At 69.5% G+C, this 18,225-nt stretch carries 9 protein-coding genes and 1 pseudogene; 7 read left to right on the top strand and 3 right to left on the bottom strand.

The features are described from left to right. Positions 1-59 precede the first annotated feature (59 nt). Together ABRP18_RS11415 and ABRP18_RS11410 are read left to right on the top strand one after the other, a co-directional pair. Positions 60-3,287 (top strand): ATP-dependent DNA helicase, encoded by a 3,228-nt coding sequence (locus ABRP18_RS11415; RefSeq protein ID WP_349884671.1) that lies wholly within the window; start codon positions 60-62, stop codon positions 3,285-3,287. After that, positions 3,284-6,808, top strand: a complete 3,525-nt coding sequence (locus ABRP18_RS11410) for an ATP-dependent DNA helicase (RefSeq protein WP_349884670.1) — start codon at positions 3,284-3,286, stop codon at positions 6,806-6,808. The genes ABRP18_RS11415 and ABRP18_RS11410 overlap by 4 nt, the downstream gene beginning before the upstream one ends. Here ABRP18_RS11410 and ABRP18_RS11405 read toward each other — a convergent pair. Continuing rightward, on the bottom strand, positions 6,754-8,130 hold the full coding sequence (locus tag ABRP18_RS11405) for a hypothetical protein (protein WP_349884669.1): 1,377 nt from the start codon (positions 8,128-8,130) through the stop codon (positions 6,754-6,756). The two genes, ABRP18_RS11410 and ABRP18_RS11405, sit on opposite strands and share 55 nt — an antisense overlap. Positions 8,131-8,194: 64 nt before the next feature. Between ABRP18_RS11405 and nudC the strand changes: the two genes are divergently transcribed. Together nudC and ABRP18_RS11395 are read left to right on the top strand one after the other, a co-directional pair. Beyond that, positions 8,195-9,076 carry an NAD(+) diphosphatase gene (nudC, locus tag ABRP18_RS11400; RefSeq protein ID WP_349884668.1) on the top strand — a complete coding sequence of 294 codons (882 nt, stop codon included), beginning with the start codon at positions 8,195-8,197 and terminating at the stop codon, positions 9,074-9,076. Continuing rightward, a complete protein-coding gene (locus ABRP18_RS11395; RefSeq protein WP_113681867.1) occupies positions 9,073-10,794 on the top strand; it encodes an ATP-dependent helicase in 1,722 nt (573 codons plus the stop codon). The genes nudC and ABRP18_RS11395 overlap by 4 nt, the downstream gene beginning before the upstream one ends. Before the next feature lie 834 nt (positions 10,795-11,628). Here ABRP18_RS11395 and ABRP18_RS11390 read toward each other — a convergent pair. Then, positions 11,629-13,038, bottom strand: coding sequence for a zinc-dependent metalloprotease (locus ABRP18_RS11390; protein WP_349884667.1), 1,410 nt, complete (start codon positions 13,036-13,038; stop codon positions 11,629-11,631). A gap of 118 nt (positions 13,039-13,156) precedes the next feature. On the opposite strand from ABRP18_RS11390, the gene ABRP18_RS11385 reads away from it, so the two are divergent. From ABRP18_RS11385 to ABRP18_RS11375, 3 genes and pseudogenes are all read left to right on the top strand, one after another. After that, positions 13,157-14,248 carry a PDZ domain-containing protein gene (locus ABRP18_RS11385; RefSeq protein WP_349884666.1) on the top strand — a complete coding sequence of 364 codons (1,092 nt, stop codon included), beginning with the start codon at positions 13,157-13,159 and terminating at the stop codon, positions 14,246-14,248. An 86-nt stretch (positions 14,249-14,334) separates the two neighbouring features. After that, complete coding sequence (locus ABRP18_RS11380) at positions 14,335-17,241, top strand: UPF0182 family protein (RefSeq protein ID WP_046749543.1); 2,907 nt, start codon at positions 14,335-14,337, stop codon at positions 17,239-17,241. 1 nt (position 17,242) lies between these two features. Then, positions 17,243-17,586: pseudogene (locus ABRP18_RS11375) on the top strand (heat-shock protein HtpX). A gap of 252 nt (positions 17,587-17,838) precedes the next feature. Here the strand turns inward: ABRP18_RS11375 and ABRP18_RS11370 are convergent. Next, positions 17,839-18,033: a cupin domain-containing protein gene (locus ABRP18_RS11370; RefSeq protein ID WP_349885354.1), complete on the bottom strand. Its 195-nt coding sequence runs from the start codon at positions 18,031-18,033 to the stop codon at positions 17,839-17,841. Positions 18,034-18,225 lie beyond the last annotated feature (192 nt).

Genomic DNA, 18,225 nt, shown 5'->3' with positions numbered 1-18,225 from the left:
CGGGCGGCCTCAGGCGGGTGGGGACGGTGATGTCCGCGCGTCCGGATAGCGTTGATGTCATGACACCGGATTCCGCTCAGCGTGCTGTGATCGCCGCGGAGTCGCACGCGTCCGGTGTCATCATCGGCGCACCGGGAACGGGGAAGACCCGCACCCTCATCGACCGCGTCGTCCACCTTCTCGATGCAGACGCCCTGCGCCCCGAAGAGGTGCTCGCCCTCACCCCGAACCGTCAGGCGGCGACGGCGCTGCGCGACCGGATCGGAGTCAGGATCGGGCAGGCCACGCCGGGTCCGCTCGCGAGATCGCTCGGCTCGTTCGCCTTCCAGCTCGTGCGGGGGGCGATGGTGAAGGAAGGGTCCGAGCCGCCGGCGCTGTTGACGGGCGCGGATCAGGACCGCATCATCGCCGAGCTCCTCGCCGGTGACGCGGAGGACATGCGCATCCCGTGGCCGGAGAGCCTGAGCGCGTCGGTTCGGGCGTCGAAGGGATTCCGCTCCGAGCTGCGCGCTTTCCTCGCCGAGTGCACCGAGCTCGGGGTGGACGCTGCGGAGCTTCGTGCATCGGGCAACGCCGTGTGGGCGGCGACGGCGGAGTTCCTCGTGGAGTACCGAGCCGTGCTCGACGCCCTCAGATCCGCACATCGCGATGCCGCCGACCTGCTCAGCGAGGCGAGCGCCATCCTGCACACGGCCGATCCGGCGACTCTCGGCCCGTTGGCACCGCTGCGCGTGGTGCTCATCGACGACGCTCAGGAGCTCACCCGCGGCGGCATATCGGTCGTGAAGGCCCTGCGGAGTCGGGGGATCGCCGTGCTGGCGTTCGGCGATCCGGATATCTCTTCCGGCTCCTTCCGCGGAGCCAGCCCCGAGCTGTTCGCGCAGCTCGCCGGGGTGCTGGGGGATGTGCACGTGCTCGATGGCCCCCATCGTCAACGTCCGGCGCTCACGGCGCTCACCCGCACTGTGACGCAGGCGATCGGCGTGTCGGGGCGGGTCGAGCATCGGCGGGCGCCTGTGCCGGCGACCGCCGATGACGTCGACGCCGGAGTCTCCACGTTCATCGCCCCGTCTCCCTACGAAGAGCTCGATCGCATCGCCGGTGTCATGCGCGAATGGCACCTCTCCGAAGGGATCCGGTGGGATCGGATGGCGGTCATCGCCCACGACACCCGGCAGGTGACCACGCTCGAGACCGAGCTCGCCGCCAGGGAGATCCCGACGCGCGCAGCCGGTGTGCAGCGCCCGCTCGGCAGCGAGGGGATCGTGCGCGACATCGTCGGCATCGTTCGTCTGGCTCTCACGCCCGTCGAAGAGCGCACCTCGACCGCGCTCGAGGAGGCGCTGCGCACCCCGTTCGGGGGGATGGACGCCATCGGGCTGCGGCGCCTGCGCGCCCGGCTCCGACACGTCGAGCTCGAGCAGGGCGGCTCCACCCCCGCGCGGGAGCTGCTGCGGCAGGCGATGGCGAATCCTGCCCACCTCACTCTCATCGACGCTCCGGAGTCGCGCACTGCGGAGAGGTTCGCCGAGACCATCCAGGCTCTCGCCAGCGGTGCGGATGCCGGCGAGACGATCCACGACCTGCTCTGGCGGGTGTGGGACCAGGCCCGAGCCGTCGACGGGCGTCGACTTCAGGTCGCCTGGCGCGAGATCTCGCTGCTGCCGACGGGGGCGGAGACCGCGCGTTCGCTCGACGCGCTCGTGTCGCTGTTCGACGCGGCCAAGCGCTTCGTCGAACGCACCCCCAACGAGAGGCCGGAGGTGTTCGTACGGGACATCCTCGACAGCGAAGTTCCCGAGGACTCGCTGTCGACTCCCGATCGGCCGGGAAAGGTCACGCTGCTGACCCCTGCGACGGCGCTCGGCACCGAGTTCGATGCGGTCGTCGTCGCCGGCGTGCAGGACGGCATCTGGCCGAATGTGCGCCTTCGCGGTGGACTGCTGCAGACGTGGCGTCTGCCCGACGCGATCCAGGCCGTCCGCACGGGGATGGCGATCGAGCCGCCGGGCGTCCTCGACCGGCGACGAGCTGCGCTCCACGACGAGTTGCGTCTGTTCGTCCGTGCCGTGTCACGTGCGCGCGATCGGCTCCTGATCACTGCGGTGGACGACGACGATCTGACTCCCAGTCCGTTCTTCGGCTTCCTGCCCGCTCCCGAGCCGCCTGAGCGGCATGCCTCGGCGGAGCATCCGCTCACCCTGCGAGGCCTGGTCGCACGGCACCGACGCGCCCTCACCACGACATCCGCCGAACCCGTGCGGCGAGTCGCCGCTGCGCAGCTCGCCGTCCTCGCCCGCGGCGGGGTCCCGGGTGCGGACCCCGCCGAATGGTACGGAGTGACGCCCGTCTCCACCGATGCGCCGCTGCGCGACCTCGCGGTCACGGGTGCGCGGGTCTCGCCCTCGAAGATGGAGTCCTACGAGGAGTGCGGTCTCAACTGGGTCGTCTCGGCACTCGGCGGCGACACCGTGATGCCGCCGACGGCGGGCATAGGCACGATCGTGCACGAGGCGATGGAGCGGGTTCCCGACGGAGACCTGGAGCAGATGCGGGCGATCGTGGCCGAGCAGTGGCCGGAGCTCGACTTCGAGACCGAATGGATCGGACGCAAGGAGCGACGCCGTGCCGATCTGCTCGTCGACAGGCTGCACGCCTACCTGGGCGACGTCCGTCGGGAAGGCGGAAGGGTGATCGGCAGCGAGGTCGAGTTCCGCTTCGCCGTCGACGTGGCGGGGGCGAGCGGCGAGGACGAGGATGTCGTGCCGACCGTGCATGCGGTGGGGGAGAGCAGGGCGAATCAGGCGATCATCCACGGCTACATCGACCGGGTGGAGGCCTACCCCGCCGGCGCGGGTGAGCATGCGGCGGCGCGAGGCCGCGGATGGCAGCCCATGTCGGGCGGTCCGGAGGGCCCGACGGTCGTCGTCGATCTGAAGACGGGCAAGAACGATCCGGAATCCGACTCCGGCGTGCTCGAGCATGCGCAGCTGGCCGCCTATCAGATCGCGGTGCAGCAGGGACTCGTCGAGGGGGCGCCGCCGGCTTCACTCGCCGGAGCGCGGCTCGTGATCGTCTCGAAGACCCTCGCGAAGAGCGACTACCGCATCGCCCATCAGCACACGCTCGACGACGAGTCGCGCTCGGCCTTCCTGATGCGCGTATCGGATGCGGCGCGTGGCATGTCGGCTTCGAGCTTCACAGCGCAGGTCGAATCGCACTGTGCCGACACCCAGCGTCGGGTGCATCCCTGCCGTATTCACACGGTGCCGGCGGTGAGCTCGTGACGGGGGAGAACGGCGCATGGTGGAGCGCCGGCGCCTCGATCTCCGCTACCGACATCGCCGCGGCGCTGGGCCAGCCTTCGCCGACCCCCGCCCAACAACGTGTGATCGAGGCGCCCCCGGAACCTGCGCTCGTGGTCGCGGGTGCCGGCAGCGGGAAGACCGAGACGATGTCGGGGCGCGTCGTGTGGCTCGTCGCCAACGGGCACGTGCGCCGCGACGAGATCCTCGGCCTCACCTTCACGCGCAAGGCTGCGGGTGAGCTCGCGGAGCGGATCGGCCATCGGCTCGCGGTCATCGACGAGTACGGTCGTCGTGGACTCCTGCCCCATCTCCCGGCGATCGTGGCGGACGGATCACTGCGCAGGGTGGAGGAGGCGGCGCCCGGCCGCCAGCGCGAGGTGGTCCGTGCACACGTGCTCGACGAGCTCGCCGACCAGTGCGGGACCGGGTGGGACCCGGTGATCCCTCGGGCGGCGGAGGACCTGATGATCCGGCCTCGGGTCTCGACCTACAACGCCTTCGCGGACGGCATCGTCCGCGAGCACGCTGCACGCATCGGGCGAGACCCCGACGTGGCGATGCTCAGCCAGGCGGCCTCCTGGATGCTCGCGCGCGAGGTCGTGCTGCGTAGCGATCTCCCTGAGCTGGAGAACATCGACTTCGCGCTCGGCACGGTCATCGATGCGGTGCAGCGGCTCGCCGGAGACGCCCTCGACCACCGTGTGGACCTGGATCTCGCCGAGCGCATCGCCCGGGAGCAGGCCCTCGCCTTCGAGCCCTACCGGAGCAACGGCGATGTCGAGAAGGCGGCCGTGAACCTGCTCAGTCTTCCGACGCTGTCGAGCCTGGTGCGCGACTACATCGCGGAGAAGCATCGTCGCGGCGTGCTCGACTTCGCCGATCAGGTCGGCGGCGCGTACGACATCGTCGAGTCGGCGCCCGATGTGCGCGCCGAGCTCCGCGAGCAGCATCGCGTGGTGCTGCTCGACGAGTATCAGGACACGTCGGTCATCCAGACCCGCTTCCTCGCGGAGCTCTTCCGTGACTCGGCGGTGATGGCCGTGGGCGACCCGCACCAGTCGATCTACGGCTGGCGCGGGGCGAGCGCCGACAATCTCTACGCGTTCTCCGGCACGTTCTCGAGCACGGGCGCGGCGCATACCTACAGCCTCATGACCAGCTGGCGCAACGACCGCCGTATCCTCGGGATCGCGAACCGGGTGCTCGAGCCGCTCCAGCGGCCCGGGCTCGACGTGCCCCCGCTCGAACCCCGTCCTGGGGCGGGAGAGGGCACCGTGACCGTGGAGTACCCCTTCACGGTCGACGAGGAGGCAGCAGCCGTGGCGGAGTGGTTCTCCGAGCGTCGAGCGGCACACGATGCTCGCGACACGGCAGCGGCACACGCGACGAAGCCGCACACCGGCGCGATCCTGTTCCGCTCGAAGCGGCACATGCAGACGTTCGCGGCTGCGCTTGCAGCCCGGGGGATCCCGCATCGGATCCTCGGTCTCGGCGGACTGCTGGCGACGCCGGAGGTCGTCGACGTCGTCTCGACGCTCCGCGTGGTGCACGACCCCACGGCGGGATCGGCGCTCATCCGACTGCTCACCGGGCCGCGATTCGGCGTGGGGGTGGCCGACATGGCGGCGCTCTACGACCTCGGGCGCACGCTCTCGGAGCGTGACCCCGCGATGGCTCCGCTGCCTGAGGAGATCCGTTCGCGGCTGCGCGGGTCGCGGGGCGCCGACGAGGCGGTGTCGATCATCGACGCCGTCGACGTGGTCAGGGCCGTGCGCGACGACTACAGACTGCTCGAAGCGATCACCCCGGACGGGCGGGCACGCGTGCGCGCCGCGGGCGAGATGCTGGAGCGTCTGCGACGAGCGTCCTCGCAGCCGATCCCGGAGCTGATCCGCCTGATCGAGCTCGAACTACGGCTGGACATCGAGTTGGCGGCGAACGAGACCAGAGGGCCTGCCCGGATCGCCGCGACGCAGCTGCGCGCGTTCTCCGACGAGGTCAGGGCCTTCCTCGCCGCCGACGACCGGGGGAGCATCGGCAGTCTGCTGGCCTGGCTCGACAAGGCGGAGAGCACGGACGAGCTCATGCCTCGGCCGGAGCCGCCGGAACCCGGCGTCGTGCAGCTGCTGACGATCCACGGCTCGAAGGGCCTGGAGTGGGATGCCGTCGCCGTCGTCCGACTCGTGGTCGACGAGCTTCCGAGCCGTGTCTCCGACACCTCAGGGTGGTTCGGGTTCGGCGTCGTTCCCTTCGCTCTGCGCGGCGACCGAGATGCGCTACCCCGCTTCGAGTGGGACCCCGTCGGGGCGATGGGCGACGAGACCGACCCCGTCAAGCGTCAGAAGCTCGCGCAGGCATCGCTCTCCGGCGGCGCGACCAAGGCGAATCCGCAGGGGGGCGCGATCAAGCGCTTCAAAGACGCGTACCGGGCGTATCAGCAGCAGGAAGAGCGACGTCTGGCGTATGTCGCGGTCACCCGTGCGCGGACCGATCTGCTCTTGAGCGGCTCCCACTGGGCGGGGCAGAAGTCCCCGCGCACGCCGAGTCCCTATCTGCTCGAAGCCATCGAGGCGCAGGGGTTCGAGGAAATCGATCAGGTCGATCCGGACGACAATCCGTACGAGGGCCCCGGTTCCACGCTCCGCTGGCCCCTCGACCCGCTGGGCGCTCGGCGGGGTGTCGTGTCCGCGGCGGCAGCGGCTGTCGAAGAGGCCACGCTCCGGGGAACGGCAGAACCCTCGATCGAGCTCGCTCGTCTGCTCGCCGAGCGTGCGGCCAGACAGCGCGGTGCCGATGCGGAAGCGCCGACGCGCGTGCCGGCCTCGAGGTTCAAGGACTACGTCACCGACTTCTCCGGAACCCTCTCGTCGATCGTCAGGCCGATGCCGGAGCGGCCCTACCGGCAGACCCGCCTCGGCACGCTGTTCCACGCCTGGGTGGAGCAGCGGTCCGAGCTCGTGGGCGTCGGCAGCCGTGTGGATGAGGCGCTCTGGGAGCTCGATGAGGAGGAGGCGCCGATCGAGGCCGAGCACCTGACGAGGGCGTCGGGGGAGGGGCGCGGAACGACCGCCGACGCCGCCGACCTCGCCGTGCTGCAGGCGACGTTCGAGCGCAGTGAGTGGGGCGGGTTGCAGCCCATCGCCGTCGAGATCGAGATCGACTTCGCGCTCGGCGCAGGCCTCTCCTCGGACGAGGCGGCGGGCGGTCACATCGTCATCTGCAAGCTCGATGCCGTGTACCGGCGCGCCGACCGCGGCGGCCGCGTCGAGATCGTCGACTGGAAGACCGGCAAGGCCCCGCGCACCGCCGCCGAGCGGGAGGAGCGCATGCTGCAGCTCGCGCTCTACCGTCTCGCGTACCACCGCAGATTCGACGTACCGCTGGAGGAGATCGATGTCGCGCTGTACTACGTGGCCGACGACCTGATCATCCGCGGCGATCGGATCTACTCGGAGGAGGAGCTCTTCCAGCGCTGGAGTGCCGCTCGCGCGGCGCGCTGAGCCTCCTCGGAGTCGTCCTCGTCGTACGCGGTCTCCGCGTGCGACACGGAAGCGCCGTGCCTGTCCGCGGCATCGGTGCTGTGGCTGCCGGCGAAGATGCTCCGAGCCTCGGAGAGGTCCTCGGTCTCGAGATCGAGCATCCCGGCGCGGTGGGAGCTGTCGTCCCGCTCCTGTCCTTGGCCGTCGGCACCGCTGCGAAGCGGTTCGACGACATCGGTGGACGTCGCGTCGGTCGCGCCCTCCTCCGATTCGGCCGGAACGTCGATCCACAGCTCCTCAGGGTTGTAGGCGTCGGTCTGCATCGACGTGTCGACCTCGGTCACGGCGTCTCGGGGCACGCGGTCGAGTGCGTCCATGGCAGAGTCGACTCCGGCGCTGCGGGCATCGATCACGCTCAGGTCATCGGTACGCAGACCCTCGGCGAGAGCCTCGAGCAGCGCGGCCGCGTCGTCGACGATATCCGGTCGATGCATGGCGTCGCCGTGCACGAGCCACCGTGCGAACTCGAGCTCGGCGAGCAGACGAGCACGCACTTCGAGGCCGGCGTCCGGTGCGCGGTCGAGTGCGCCGGCGTACGCGGCGTGGACATCGTCGGACGCCTCGGGTGCCGCGGAGAGCCACGACAGATCGACCGCAGGATCACCGATCGACAGTCCATGCCAGCCCAGGAGCCCGATGACTTCGGGGCCGCGTTCGGGGTCGTCCTCGAACAGGAAGGACGTCGACTGCAAGCCGCCGAGCACGACGGTGGACTCGAAGCGCCACAGGTCGTCGTCGGCGACGGCGTCGCGCCATCGCACGGTGAGACGCGCGGGAACCCTCCCCGTCGATGCGGCCGTGTCGATCAGGCGATCCAGCTCGGCGCGGCTTTCCTCGGCCGTGCGTGTGGCCAGTCCCGCCCCGCGGACCACCGAGGTGGGCATGCTGTGCACCGCGGCGATCGCTGACCCCATCGACGGGGCAGCCCCGCGCCCCGCCGGCACGTGGGCCGCGTCGATCTGGAACCCGGGCAGCAGCTCGGTGACGAGCGCGCGTCCCTCGCCGAGTCGGGTCTCCCCGATGTAGGCCGGCACCCGGAACGGCAGCATCGCTCGAGCGCCGTCGGTGAGAGCGCGAAGCGCGATCGCCTCGGCGGCGAGTTCGCGCGCCGTCTCGTCGTCGTCTGCGACGCGGATCGCGAGCTCACGGCCATCGGCCAGGGTGGCGATGGCCGAGTCGAACCGGCCCTCGCCGTCCGCGCTCAGACCACGGGCACCCGTGACCTCCGCCCCGGGCAGTGCGGCGGTCACTGCCGCGGCTAGAGTGAAAGGAGAGCGTCCCATGCCCCCAGGTTAGGTCGGCTCAGGGGCGGTCCCGCCTCCGCCACGCCCGTGAAAGAGGGAGTCGATGACCATTCAGCGCCCGTCCCTCGACCGTGCGGCCGAACTCCGCGAAGAACCGGATGCGCTCGCCCGTCTCCGCGACGACCCGGCGACGCGCGTCATCGTGGTCCGTGAAGGTCGTGTCAGAGTCGTCGACTCCGCACTCGTGCGCGTCGCACCCGATGCCGTCGTGGAGGCGAGCTGGGCGCTTCTGGGGCGCGATCTCGACGGCACCCTGCTGCTCCTCGCGGCCGCCCCGCCGGAGAACGATGCTCTCGACACGGCGCCGGACGAGATCTGGCTGGGACTGCGCGATCTGGGTGGTCGCATCGACGGCCAGGAATCCGAGCTGCTCATCAGCGCGATCGCGCTTGCCGGCTGGCTTCAGGACGCGGCGTTCTGCCCCACGTGCGGAGGGGAGACCGAGCTCCGACAGGCGGGCTGGTCCCGGCGCTGTCTCGTTTGCGGACGGCAGCACTTCCCCCGCACCGACCCCGCCGTGATCGTCGCCGTCGAGAGCAGGGACGGCCAGCGCCTGCTGCTGGGCGCCAACGCGAACTGGGGCGGGCGGATGTTCTCCTGTTTCGCGGGGTTCACGGAAGCGGGGGAGTCCCTCGAATCCACCGCCTACCGTGAGATCGAGGAGGAGTCGGGTGTGCGTCTGTCCGCCCTCCGATACGGCTCCTCGCAGCCCTGGCCGTTCCCGCGGTCGCTCATGGTCGGCTTCCGCGCCGTCGTCGACGACGAGACGACCGCGCGCGCCGACGGCGAGGAGATCATCGAGGTCCGCTGGTTCACACGTGCCGAGATCGGATCCGCGCTCGCCGGAGACGGACCGGTCGGGCTTCCAGGACCGGCATCGATCGCTCGGGCGCTGATCGTCGACTGGTACGAGGACAAGGCGTGAGCGCACTCGATGCCCTCGATGAGCGGCAGCGGGCGGCGGCATCCGTGCTGCGAGGTCCCGTCGTCGTGCTCGCGGGAGCCGGAACAGGCAAGACCAGGGTGATCACCCACCGCATCGCCCACGGTGTCGACACGGGGGCCTACTCGCCGTCGCGTGTGATGGCCGTGACCTTCACGGCGAAGGCTGCGGGGGAGCTCCGCGGACGGCTGCGCGCGCTCGGCGTCGAGGGCGTCGCCGCTCGCACCTTCCACGCGACGGCACTCGCGCAGCTGAACTTCTTCTGGCCCACTCTGGCCGGCTCGCCCGCGCCGTCGATCATCGACAACAAGGTGCGGATGCTCGGGCAGGCTGCCGATGCGATCCGCCTCCGGCCCAGCACCGCGACGCTGCGGGACATCGCCTCGGAGATCGAGTGGCGCAAGGTCTCGATGCTCTCGATCGACCAGTACGCCGCGCTGGGTCGGCCGGTCTCCGGGGTCGACGCGACGCAGCTGGTCGAGCTGATGCGCGGGTACGAGGCGCTCAAGGACGACCGCCGTCAGCTCGACTTCGAAGACGTGCTCCTGGCCTGTGCCGGCATGCTCGAGGCCGAGCCGCGCGTGGCCGCGTCCGTCCATGAGCAGTACCGTCACTTCACGGTCGACGAGTTCCAGGACGTGTCTCCGTTGCAGAACCGTCTGCTCGAGCTGTGGCTCGGGGACCGGCACGACATCTGCGTCGTGGGTGACGCCAGCCAGACGATCTACTCGTTCGCCGGGGCCGAGCAGCGGTTCCTCCTCGAGTTCGAGCGCCGTTACCCCGACGCCACGGTGGTGCGACTGGAGACCAACTACCGCTCGCAGCCGCCGATCCTCACCGCGGCGAATGCGCTGATGCGGGGTCGTCCCGGCGCGCTCGAACTCGTACCCGCGCGCGAGCAGTTCACTGCGGACGCGCCCACGATCACCGCGTACGACACCGAGGGCGAGGAGGCTGCGGGGATCGCCGCCGGCATCTCCGCCCGTATCGAAGCCGGCACCTCTCCCGACGAGATCGCAGTGCTCTATCGCGCTCATGCCCAGTCCGCCGTGCTGCAGCAGGCGCTCGCCGCCGAGGGCATCGCGACCACGGTCCTCGGGGGGACGAGGTTCTTCTCGATGCCGGAGGTCCGCCAGGCGATCCTCGCCCTTCGCGCTGCGGCCGTCGCCCCGACTGAGCAGGGTTTCCTCGCCGGAGTGGAGCGCGTGCTCCGCGAGCTCGGACTCACGGAACAGCCGCCCGCTGCCGGAGGAGCGCAACGGGACGGGTGGGAGGCCCGGCGAGCGATTCTGCGGCTCGCGGAAGAAGCCGGTCCCGACTCGGACCTGCGCAGTTTCAGCGACGCCCTGATGGCGCGGGCGAAGGATCAGCACGAGCCGACGATGCGCACGGTCACCCTGTCGACTCTGCACGCGGCCAAGGGCCTGGAGTGGCCGCACGTCTACCTGGCCGGGTGGGCGGAGGGGTCGCTGCCCATCTCCTACGCGACGACGTTCGAGGCGGTCGACGAGGAGCGCCGCCTGGCGTACGTCGGTGTCACGCGCGCCGCGCGGACGCTGGCGCTGTCATGGTCGAGATCGGCGGGTCGGGGAGAGCGCGCACCGTCTCGGTTCCTCGCCGAGATGGGAACCACGGGCCGCGGCACCGGCATTCTTCGTGAAACGTCACCGAACGCCACGCGAGCGAGCCGTCAGCGCTGACCCGCACCGTGCGTCCGATGGCCGTGGCGTCGTCGGCGAGAAGCACAGCCGCGAGTCGCCCGGCCTCGGCGACCTGCGCAGCCCTGATCGGACCGGAGTCTCGGCCGATCATCTGTGCGTGCAGCAGCGGCCAGGCCGGCTCGAGGTCTCGGGCATGGGCGTCGCGACATGCGAGGCACGCCGATGCGCCGGGAACCACGAGCGGCCCGACGGTGACCCTGCCCGGCTCGAACGACACGGGCAGGTGCGCGGTGTCCTCGCGCAGAAAGCGGGCGAACTGCAGCGCGGCGGTCGCTCCGTTCACGAGCACGACACCGACACCGGGTCGCCGACCGATCTCGACCAGGGTGATTCCTTCGTCCGTCAGCGCTTCCCGCATGCGATATTCGCCGCGGCCGTCCGAGAGACCGATGCTCTCCACCCAGGCCGATCGGGCGGGCGCGGGGTCGTCGACCAGGAGCGCGTCGAGTCGAGCGAGGAGCATCCGTGCCGCCTCCCGCGGTGCGCCGGCCGCATGGGCGATCACGTCGAAGGAGCCGCGGCGGAACCCGGAGCGCAGCCGGCTGAGCAACCGCTCCACCCAGGGCTCCGCGGCGTCGAAGCGGGGACCGTCATCGTCGCCGAGCTGGAGCGTGCGCTCATCTCGCCAGAGCAGCGGAGAGCCCGGGTCCAGGCGGGTGAGGAGCGGAGGAGTCAACGGCATCTCTCCGATTGTGGAGAGGAACCGGGCGGTGCGGGGCCGTCTGCGGGCATCGGTGGAGAACTCCTCCGTATCCGTCAGACGGGGGAGGGCGGGTGCGGTCGAGGGAGCTCCCACGACCGCACCCGTCGTGCTCAGACCGGTCGGTCGCCCTCCGGCGCTGCGTCGTCGTCTCCGTCCGAATCCGCGGAGTTCTGGTCCGCGGGCCTGCCCTGCGAGAAGTCGTCGCCGTCGAGCAGGCGGGCCAGTGCTTCATCGAACTCGTCGGCGACGGGCTGCTCGCCGCGCTCTGCGGCCTGGAGGCGAGCCACGAGCCCGCTCGGGTCGTCGATGTCCTCGGCGGTCGGCATGAGGTCCGGGTAGTCCCACAGCGAGTCGCGGCCGCTGATGCCGACAGCATCCGTCACCGCCTGCCACATCGCGGATGCCTCGCGCATCCGACGGGGGCGGAGCTTGAGTCCGACCAACGCGCCGAGCGCGTCCTCGGCCGGTCCGCCCACGGCACGACGGCGTCGAGCGGCCTCCGCGATACGGGCGCCGTCCGGCAGACGGGAGGTCGCCTCGGCGGTCACCACGTCCACCCAGCCGTCGATCGTCGCGATGAGGTTCTCGAGACGGGTCAGGGCTTCGCGCTGCGCCTCGCTCTGCACGGGGAGGAGCGCGCCGCCCTCGATGGCCGCGCGAAGCTCTTCGGGATCGGAGGGGTCGAGGCGACTGGCCACGTCTTCCAGAGCGTCGACGTCCACGGTGACTCCCCGTGCGAAGTCGGTGATCTGCGCCATCACGTGCAGGTGCAGCCACTTCGCGTGCCGGTAGAGCCGCGCGTAGGCGAGTTCGCGGGTGGCGAGGTACAGCGCGATCTGGTCTTCCGGGATCTCGAGCCCCTCCCCGAACGCCGTGAGGTTCTGCGGGATGATGGCCGCGGTCCCCGCAGGGAGCACGGGGATTCCCACGTCGCCACCGGAGACGACCTCGAGCGAGAGGTTTCCCAGAACCTGCCCGAACTGCGCGGCGAACACCGAGCCGCCCAGGCCCCGCATGAGCTTCCCCGCTCCCTGCACGACGCCGCGCATGTCCTCGGGCACCTGCGTGTCCAACGCCGAGGTCAGGGCGTCGGCGATGCTCGTCGACACCGGGTCGGCGATCTCCTTCCACACCGGGAGCGTCTTCTCGACCCACTCGCCCCTGGTCATCGCCGTCGGAGCCTCGGAGAGCTCGGAGATCGTCGTCGCCTCGCCGAGCCACAGGTTCGCGAGCGCGAAGGAATCGGCGAGCGAGGTGCGGGAACCGTCGGTCACTCCCTGCCCGTCGCGGTTGGCGATGAACAGGGCCTGGCGCAGGGCGTTCTCCCACGGATCACCGCCGAAGGCGCCCTGGAGCTGCGACATGATGGTCTGCATCATCGCCGGGTCGAGGGTGAATCCGTCCATCCCCTCGAACGCGCCTCGAAGCGCTTCGGGGTCGATGTCCCCGCCGCCCTGGTTCGAGAGCATCTTCCGCAGGAACTCCTGGAAGTCCTCGGGTGTCGGGTCGTTGTCTGCCATGTCACTCGCCCTCTCAGCAGTTCTGTTGCCGTGGCATCTACGCTAGTCACAGGTTTCTGCGCGCGAACCCGATGCGGGCAGATCGGTGTACGCCGCTCGCGAACGACGGAGGAATGCAGTGGATCGAACGCGGTCTGGGAAGCTCGGACTCGGAGTCTGGGCGCTGATCGTCGCGCTCCTCGCGCTGGTCCTGCTCACCTTCCTTCCGTCGCCCTATGTGATCCAGCGGCCGGGGCCGGTGTACGACACGCTCGGCACCGCGAAGGGCGCGGACGGCGAGCAGGTGCCGCTCATCAGCGTCGAAGGCGCGGAGACGTTCGAGACCGCCGGCACCCTCGATCTGACCACGGTGCAGGTCGTCGGCAACCGTGAGCGGACTCCGAGCTGGTTCGAGCTCGCTCTGGCCTGGATGGACTCGTCGAAGGCGGTCGTCCCGCTCGATTCCGTGTTCCCCCAGGGCGTGACCACCGAACAGCGCGATGAGCGCAACGCCACGCTGATGGTCGACTCCCAGCACGAGGCGACGGCGGCAGCGCTGAACGAGCTCGGCTATGACACCGGCGCGCAGGTCGTGGTCGTCGATGCCGTCGCGGACTCGCCGGCCGACGGCGTCCTGGAAGCCGACGACGTGATCACCGCGATCGACGGCACGGCCCTCACCTCGGCCACCCAGCTGAGAGAGGCGATCCAGTCGGCGGGAGGAGCCCCGGTGCAGCTCACCGTGGTGCGCGACGGCGCCGAGCAGACCGTCGAGGTCACCCCGGAGGAGCACACCGAGGGGGACAAGACCGCCTGGCTCATCGGCATCACCCTCCGCACCGACTACGACTTCGAGATCGACGTGACGATCCAGCTCGACAACGTCGGCGGGCCGAGCGCAGGGATGATGTTCGCACTCGGCATCATCGACACGCTCACCGAGGGCGAGCTCAACGGCGGCAAGGACATCGCCGGTACCGGAACGATCGACGCGGCCGGCACCGTCGGCCCGATCGGCGGCATCCGGCAGAAGCTCTACGGCGCCAGAGATGCCGGAGCGGAGTACTTCCTCGCGCCGGCCGACAACTGCGACGAGGTCGTGGGTCATGTGCCCGACGGGCTTCGGGTGATCCGCACGGCGACCCTCGACGAGTCGCTGGCCGCCCTGCAGGTGATCGCCGACGACGGAGACGTCGCTGCGCTCCCGACGTGCGACGTCGCCGACCGGTGAGCGCGGAAGCTGCTGCGACCACGCCGTGACCGCCCCGTGACCGGGATGACAGCCTGCGCACAATGAGCGATGCCTAGGATGGAGGGGTGACCTCCTCGCCCTCAGCTCCGAATCCGGCCACGCCTCGAACGTCCCGACGTATCCTCGGCATCTCACTGGTGATCATCGCCGCACTGATCGCGGTCTTCTTCGTGTTCGCCTCCCTCTACACGGAATTCCTCTGGTTCGACCAGGTGGGCTTCACCGGCGTCCTCACGACGCAGTGGATCGCCACGGCGGTGATGTTCGTGGTCGGCTTCCTCGGGATGGCCGTGCCGCTGTTCGTCGTCATCCAGCTCGCCTACCGGCTCCGTCCCGTGTACGTCCGGCTCAGTTCGCAGCTGGACCGCTACCAGGAGGTCATCGAACCGCTCCGTCGCCTGGCGATGTGGGGCATGCCGATCTTCTTCGGTCTCTTCGCCGGTTTCGCTGCCGCCGGGCAGTGGAAGACGGTCTGGCTCTGGGCCAACGGTGTGGCGACGTCCGACGTCGACCCCCAGTTCGGCATCGACACCGGCTTCTACATGTTCGCGATGCCGTTCTACTCGATCCTGCTCGCGTTCGTCTCCGCGGTGCTCCTGCTCTCGCTGCTGGTGACCGCGCTGGTGTCGTACCTGTACGGCTCGGTACGCATCGGTCAGGGCGAACTGCGCATCTCGAAGCCCGCCCGCATCCAGCTCGCGGTGATCGCCGGCCTCTACCTGCTCGTGCAGGCCGCCAGCCTCTGGCTCGACCAGTACAAGACCCTCGTCGAGCCCGATGACCGCATCACCGGTGCGGCCTACACGGGCGTCAACGCGACGATCCCCGGCCTCGCGATCCTCGCCATCATCGCCGCCGTCGTGGCGATCCTCTTCTTCGTCACCGCCGTCATCGGGCGCTGGCGCTTCCCGCTGGCGGCGACCGCCCTGCTGATCGTGGCATCGCTCGTCGTGGGCATCGGTTACCCCTGGGTCGTCACCACGTTCCAGGTGAAGCCGAACCAGAACGCCTACCAGGCCGAGTACTACCAGCGGAACATCGACGGCACCAAGGAGGCGTACGGGGTCGCAGACCTCGAGACCACGCCGTTCGCCGCCAAGACGGACGCCGAGGCCGGCCAGCTGCGCGCAGACGCCGAGACCACCGCTTCGACGCGCATCATGGACCCGAAGGTGATCCCGCCGACGGTGCGTCAGCTCGAGCAGTACCGCGGCTATTACCAGTTCCAGACCACGATGGACGTGGACCGCTACGAGATCGACGGCAAGATGCAGGACACCGTGGTGTCTGTGCGCGACCTCGACATGTCGGGCCTCGGCGACGGCGACAACTGGAACAACCGTGTCGCGGTGTACACGCACGGCTACGGTCTCGTGGCCGCCGCGGGCAACCAGCGCACCACCGACGGCGAGCCCGTGTTCCTCGAGCGCGGCATCCCGACCTCGGGCTTCCTGTCCGACCGCGAGAACTTCGAACCGCGTGTGTACTTCGGCGAGAACTCGCCCGAGTACTCGATCGTCGGCGCTCCCAAGGGCTCCGAGCCCGCGGAGATCGACTACCCGCGCGGGAAGGACGGCTCGAGCGAGACGAAGACCACGTTCGAGGGCGACGGCGGTCCGAAGATCGGCGACACCTTCACGAAGCTGCTCTACGCGCTGAAGTTCCAGTCCGAGCAGATCCTGTTCTCGAACCTCGTCAACGAGGACTCGCAGATCCTCTACGACCGCGACCCCAAGACGCGCGTCCAGAAGGTCGCGCCGTACCTCGAGCTCGACAGCGACCCGTACCCGAGCGTGGTGGACGGCCGTATCGTCTGGATCGTCGACGGCTACACGACCAGCCAGACCTACCCGTACTCGACGAGCGTGAGCCTGTCGGACGCGATCGCCGACTCCAACATCCCGTCGCCGACGCTCGCCATCGACGACATCAACTACATCCGCAACTCGGTCAAGGCGACCGTGGACGCGTATGACGGTTCGGTGACGCTGTACGCGTGGGACGACGAGGACCCGGTGCTGAAGACCTGGCAGAAGGTCTACCCGTCGACGCTGAAGCCGATCAGCGAGATGTCCGGTGAGCTCATGAGCCACGTGCGCTACCCGACCGACCTGTTCAAGGTGCAGCGCGACATCCTCGGCGTCTACCACGTCGACAAGGCCGGATCGTTCGCTCAGCAGGACAACCGCTGGCAGACGCCGAACGATCCGCGCAGCGAGTCGATGTTGCAGCCGCCGTACTACCTGACCATGCAGATGCCGGGTCAGGACGCCCCGAGATTCTCGATGTTCTCCACGTTCATCCCGAACTCGCAGGGCGCGGGAGGAAGCCGTGACGTGCTCATGGGCTACCTCGCGGTGGATTCCGATGCGGGGTCGGAGAAGGGCGTGAAAGCGGACGGCTACGGCCAGCTGCGCATGCTCGAGATCGACACCGACACCACGGTCCCCGGTCCCGGCCAGGTGCAGAACACGTACAACTCCGACACCTCGGTGGTTCCCCAGCTCAACCTGCTCCAGCAGGGGGAGTCGGAGGTCATCTACGGAAACCTGTTGACCCTGCCCGTCGGTGGCGGTCTGCTCTACGTGCAGCCCGTCTATGTACAGTCGTCCGAGGGAACCCAGCTGCCGCGACTGCAGAAGGTGCTCGTGGCGTTCGGTGATCGCGTCGCGTTCGAGAACACGCTCACGGAAGCGCTCGACACGCTGTTCGGCGGTGATTCCGGTGCGACCGGCGGTGATGACACGGTGGAGCCGGATCCGAACGCCGAGGTCCCGGACACCGGAGAGGTCCCCACGGAGCCCTCGCAGCCCACGGACGCCCAGGCGGACGCACTGGCGGCCGCTCAGGCGGCCCTGGTCGACCGGGAGACCGCGCTCAAGGCGGGTGACCTCGCGAAGTTCGCCGAGGCCGACGAGCGCCTCACTGCCGCGGTCCAGAAGCTGATCGAGCTGGACTCCGCGGGCAACTGACCTGCGGCAACGATTCGAATGGGCGTCCCTCGGGGCGCCCATTCGTGTCTCGACCCCCGCCGGGTCCATGCCGGCCGGTCAGATCAATCCGATCGCGGTGGGCGCCATGGCCGAGCTCGGTATCGACATCACGGCGGAGGCGCCGAAGGTGCTCACGACCGAAGCCGTCCAGGCGTCGGACGTCGTGATCACGATGGGATGCGGAGATGCCTGCCCCTCTTCCCAGGGAAGCGCTACGAGGACTGGAAGCTCGATGACCCCGCAGGGCAGGGCATCGAAGCAGTCCGTCCCATCCGCGACGACATCCGCACCCGGATCGAGCGCCTGGGGGCCGAACTCCTCTGACTCGCTGCCCGCTGCCCGCTGCGGCTGAACCTGCGACCTCCGGGAGCCAGGCGCCCCTACTACAAAGCTTGTGCTGGTTTGCGCAATCTTTGGCTGACCGGGTCTCTCCGTGGGGTCATCCAATCAGCGCAAATCACCGCGAATCAGGCATAGCGTCCGATTTCTGTCGAGCGAATGTGTCGAGCTTTCGCCCTCGCGCGTCAGCGGCGTCCCCTGGGCCCTCTGAGGCACCCCTCATATTCGGAGTGATGATCACCAGGAATCGAGTTTCTGCCTCGGCAGCGTTGAAGAGCCTGTGGGCAAGTCCGGACGGGACCTCAACGCTCGTCTGGCGGCGAGGTCGACAGTACGCTCGGCAGCCTGCATCCGAGCGGTGCCCTCGAGCACGTAGAAAAACTGCGTTGCCGAGTCGTGCACATGCCACTCTTCGCCGGCCCCCGCCGGCACTCGCGCCTCGATCACGGAGAACTGCGGGCTATCGAGCAGCCGCCACCCATCAGACACCTCGCCCCAGACATGGCGCTCAGCGTTGGTGATGTCGACAGGCTCCGCATCCGTCGATCTTCTGAGACGCGCGGAACGCGCTTGGCTAGGACCTTACTCGCACCGGCGCACGATTCGACTGGAGCTGAACACATC

Origin of the sequence: Microbacterium sp. WHRI 7836 (assembly GCF_040223885.2) — a bacterium.
GTDB lineage: Bacteria > Actinomycetota > Actinomycetes > Actinomycetales > Microbacteriaceae > Microbacterium > Microbacterium oxydans.
Note: the sequence above shows the minus strand (reverse complement) of the source record. Positions and strands in the feature narration are given on the sequence as shown.

Bases quoted from the DNA above. Each gene is read 5' to 3' on its own strand.
- ABRP18_RS11405 (WP_349884669.1), bottom strand. From the start codon at position 8,130: ATGGGACGCTCTCCTTTCACTCTAGCCGCGGCAGTGACCGCCGCACTG.
- ABRP18_RS11415 (WP_349884671.1), top strand. From the start codon at position 60: ATGACACCGGATTCCGCTCAGCGTGCTGTGATCGCCGCGGAGTCGCAC.
- nudC (WP_349884668.1), top strand. From the start codon at position 8,195: ATGACCATTCAGCGCCCGTCCCTCGACCGTGCGGCCGAACTCCGCGAA.
- ABRP18_RS11390 (WP_349884667.1), bottom strand. From the start codon at position 13,038: ATGGCAGACAACGACCCGACACCCGAGGACTTCCAGGAGTTCCTGCGG.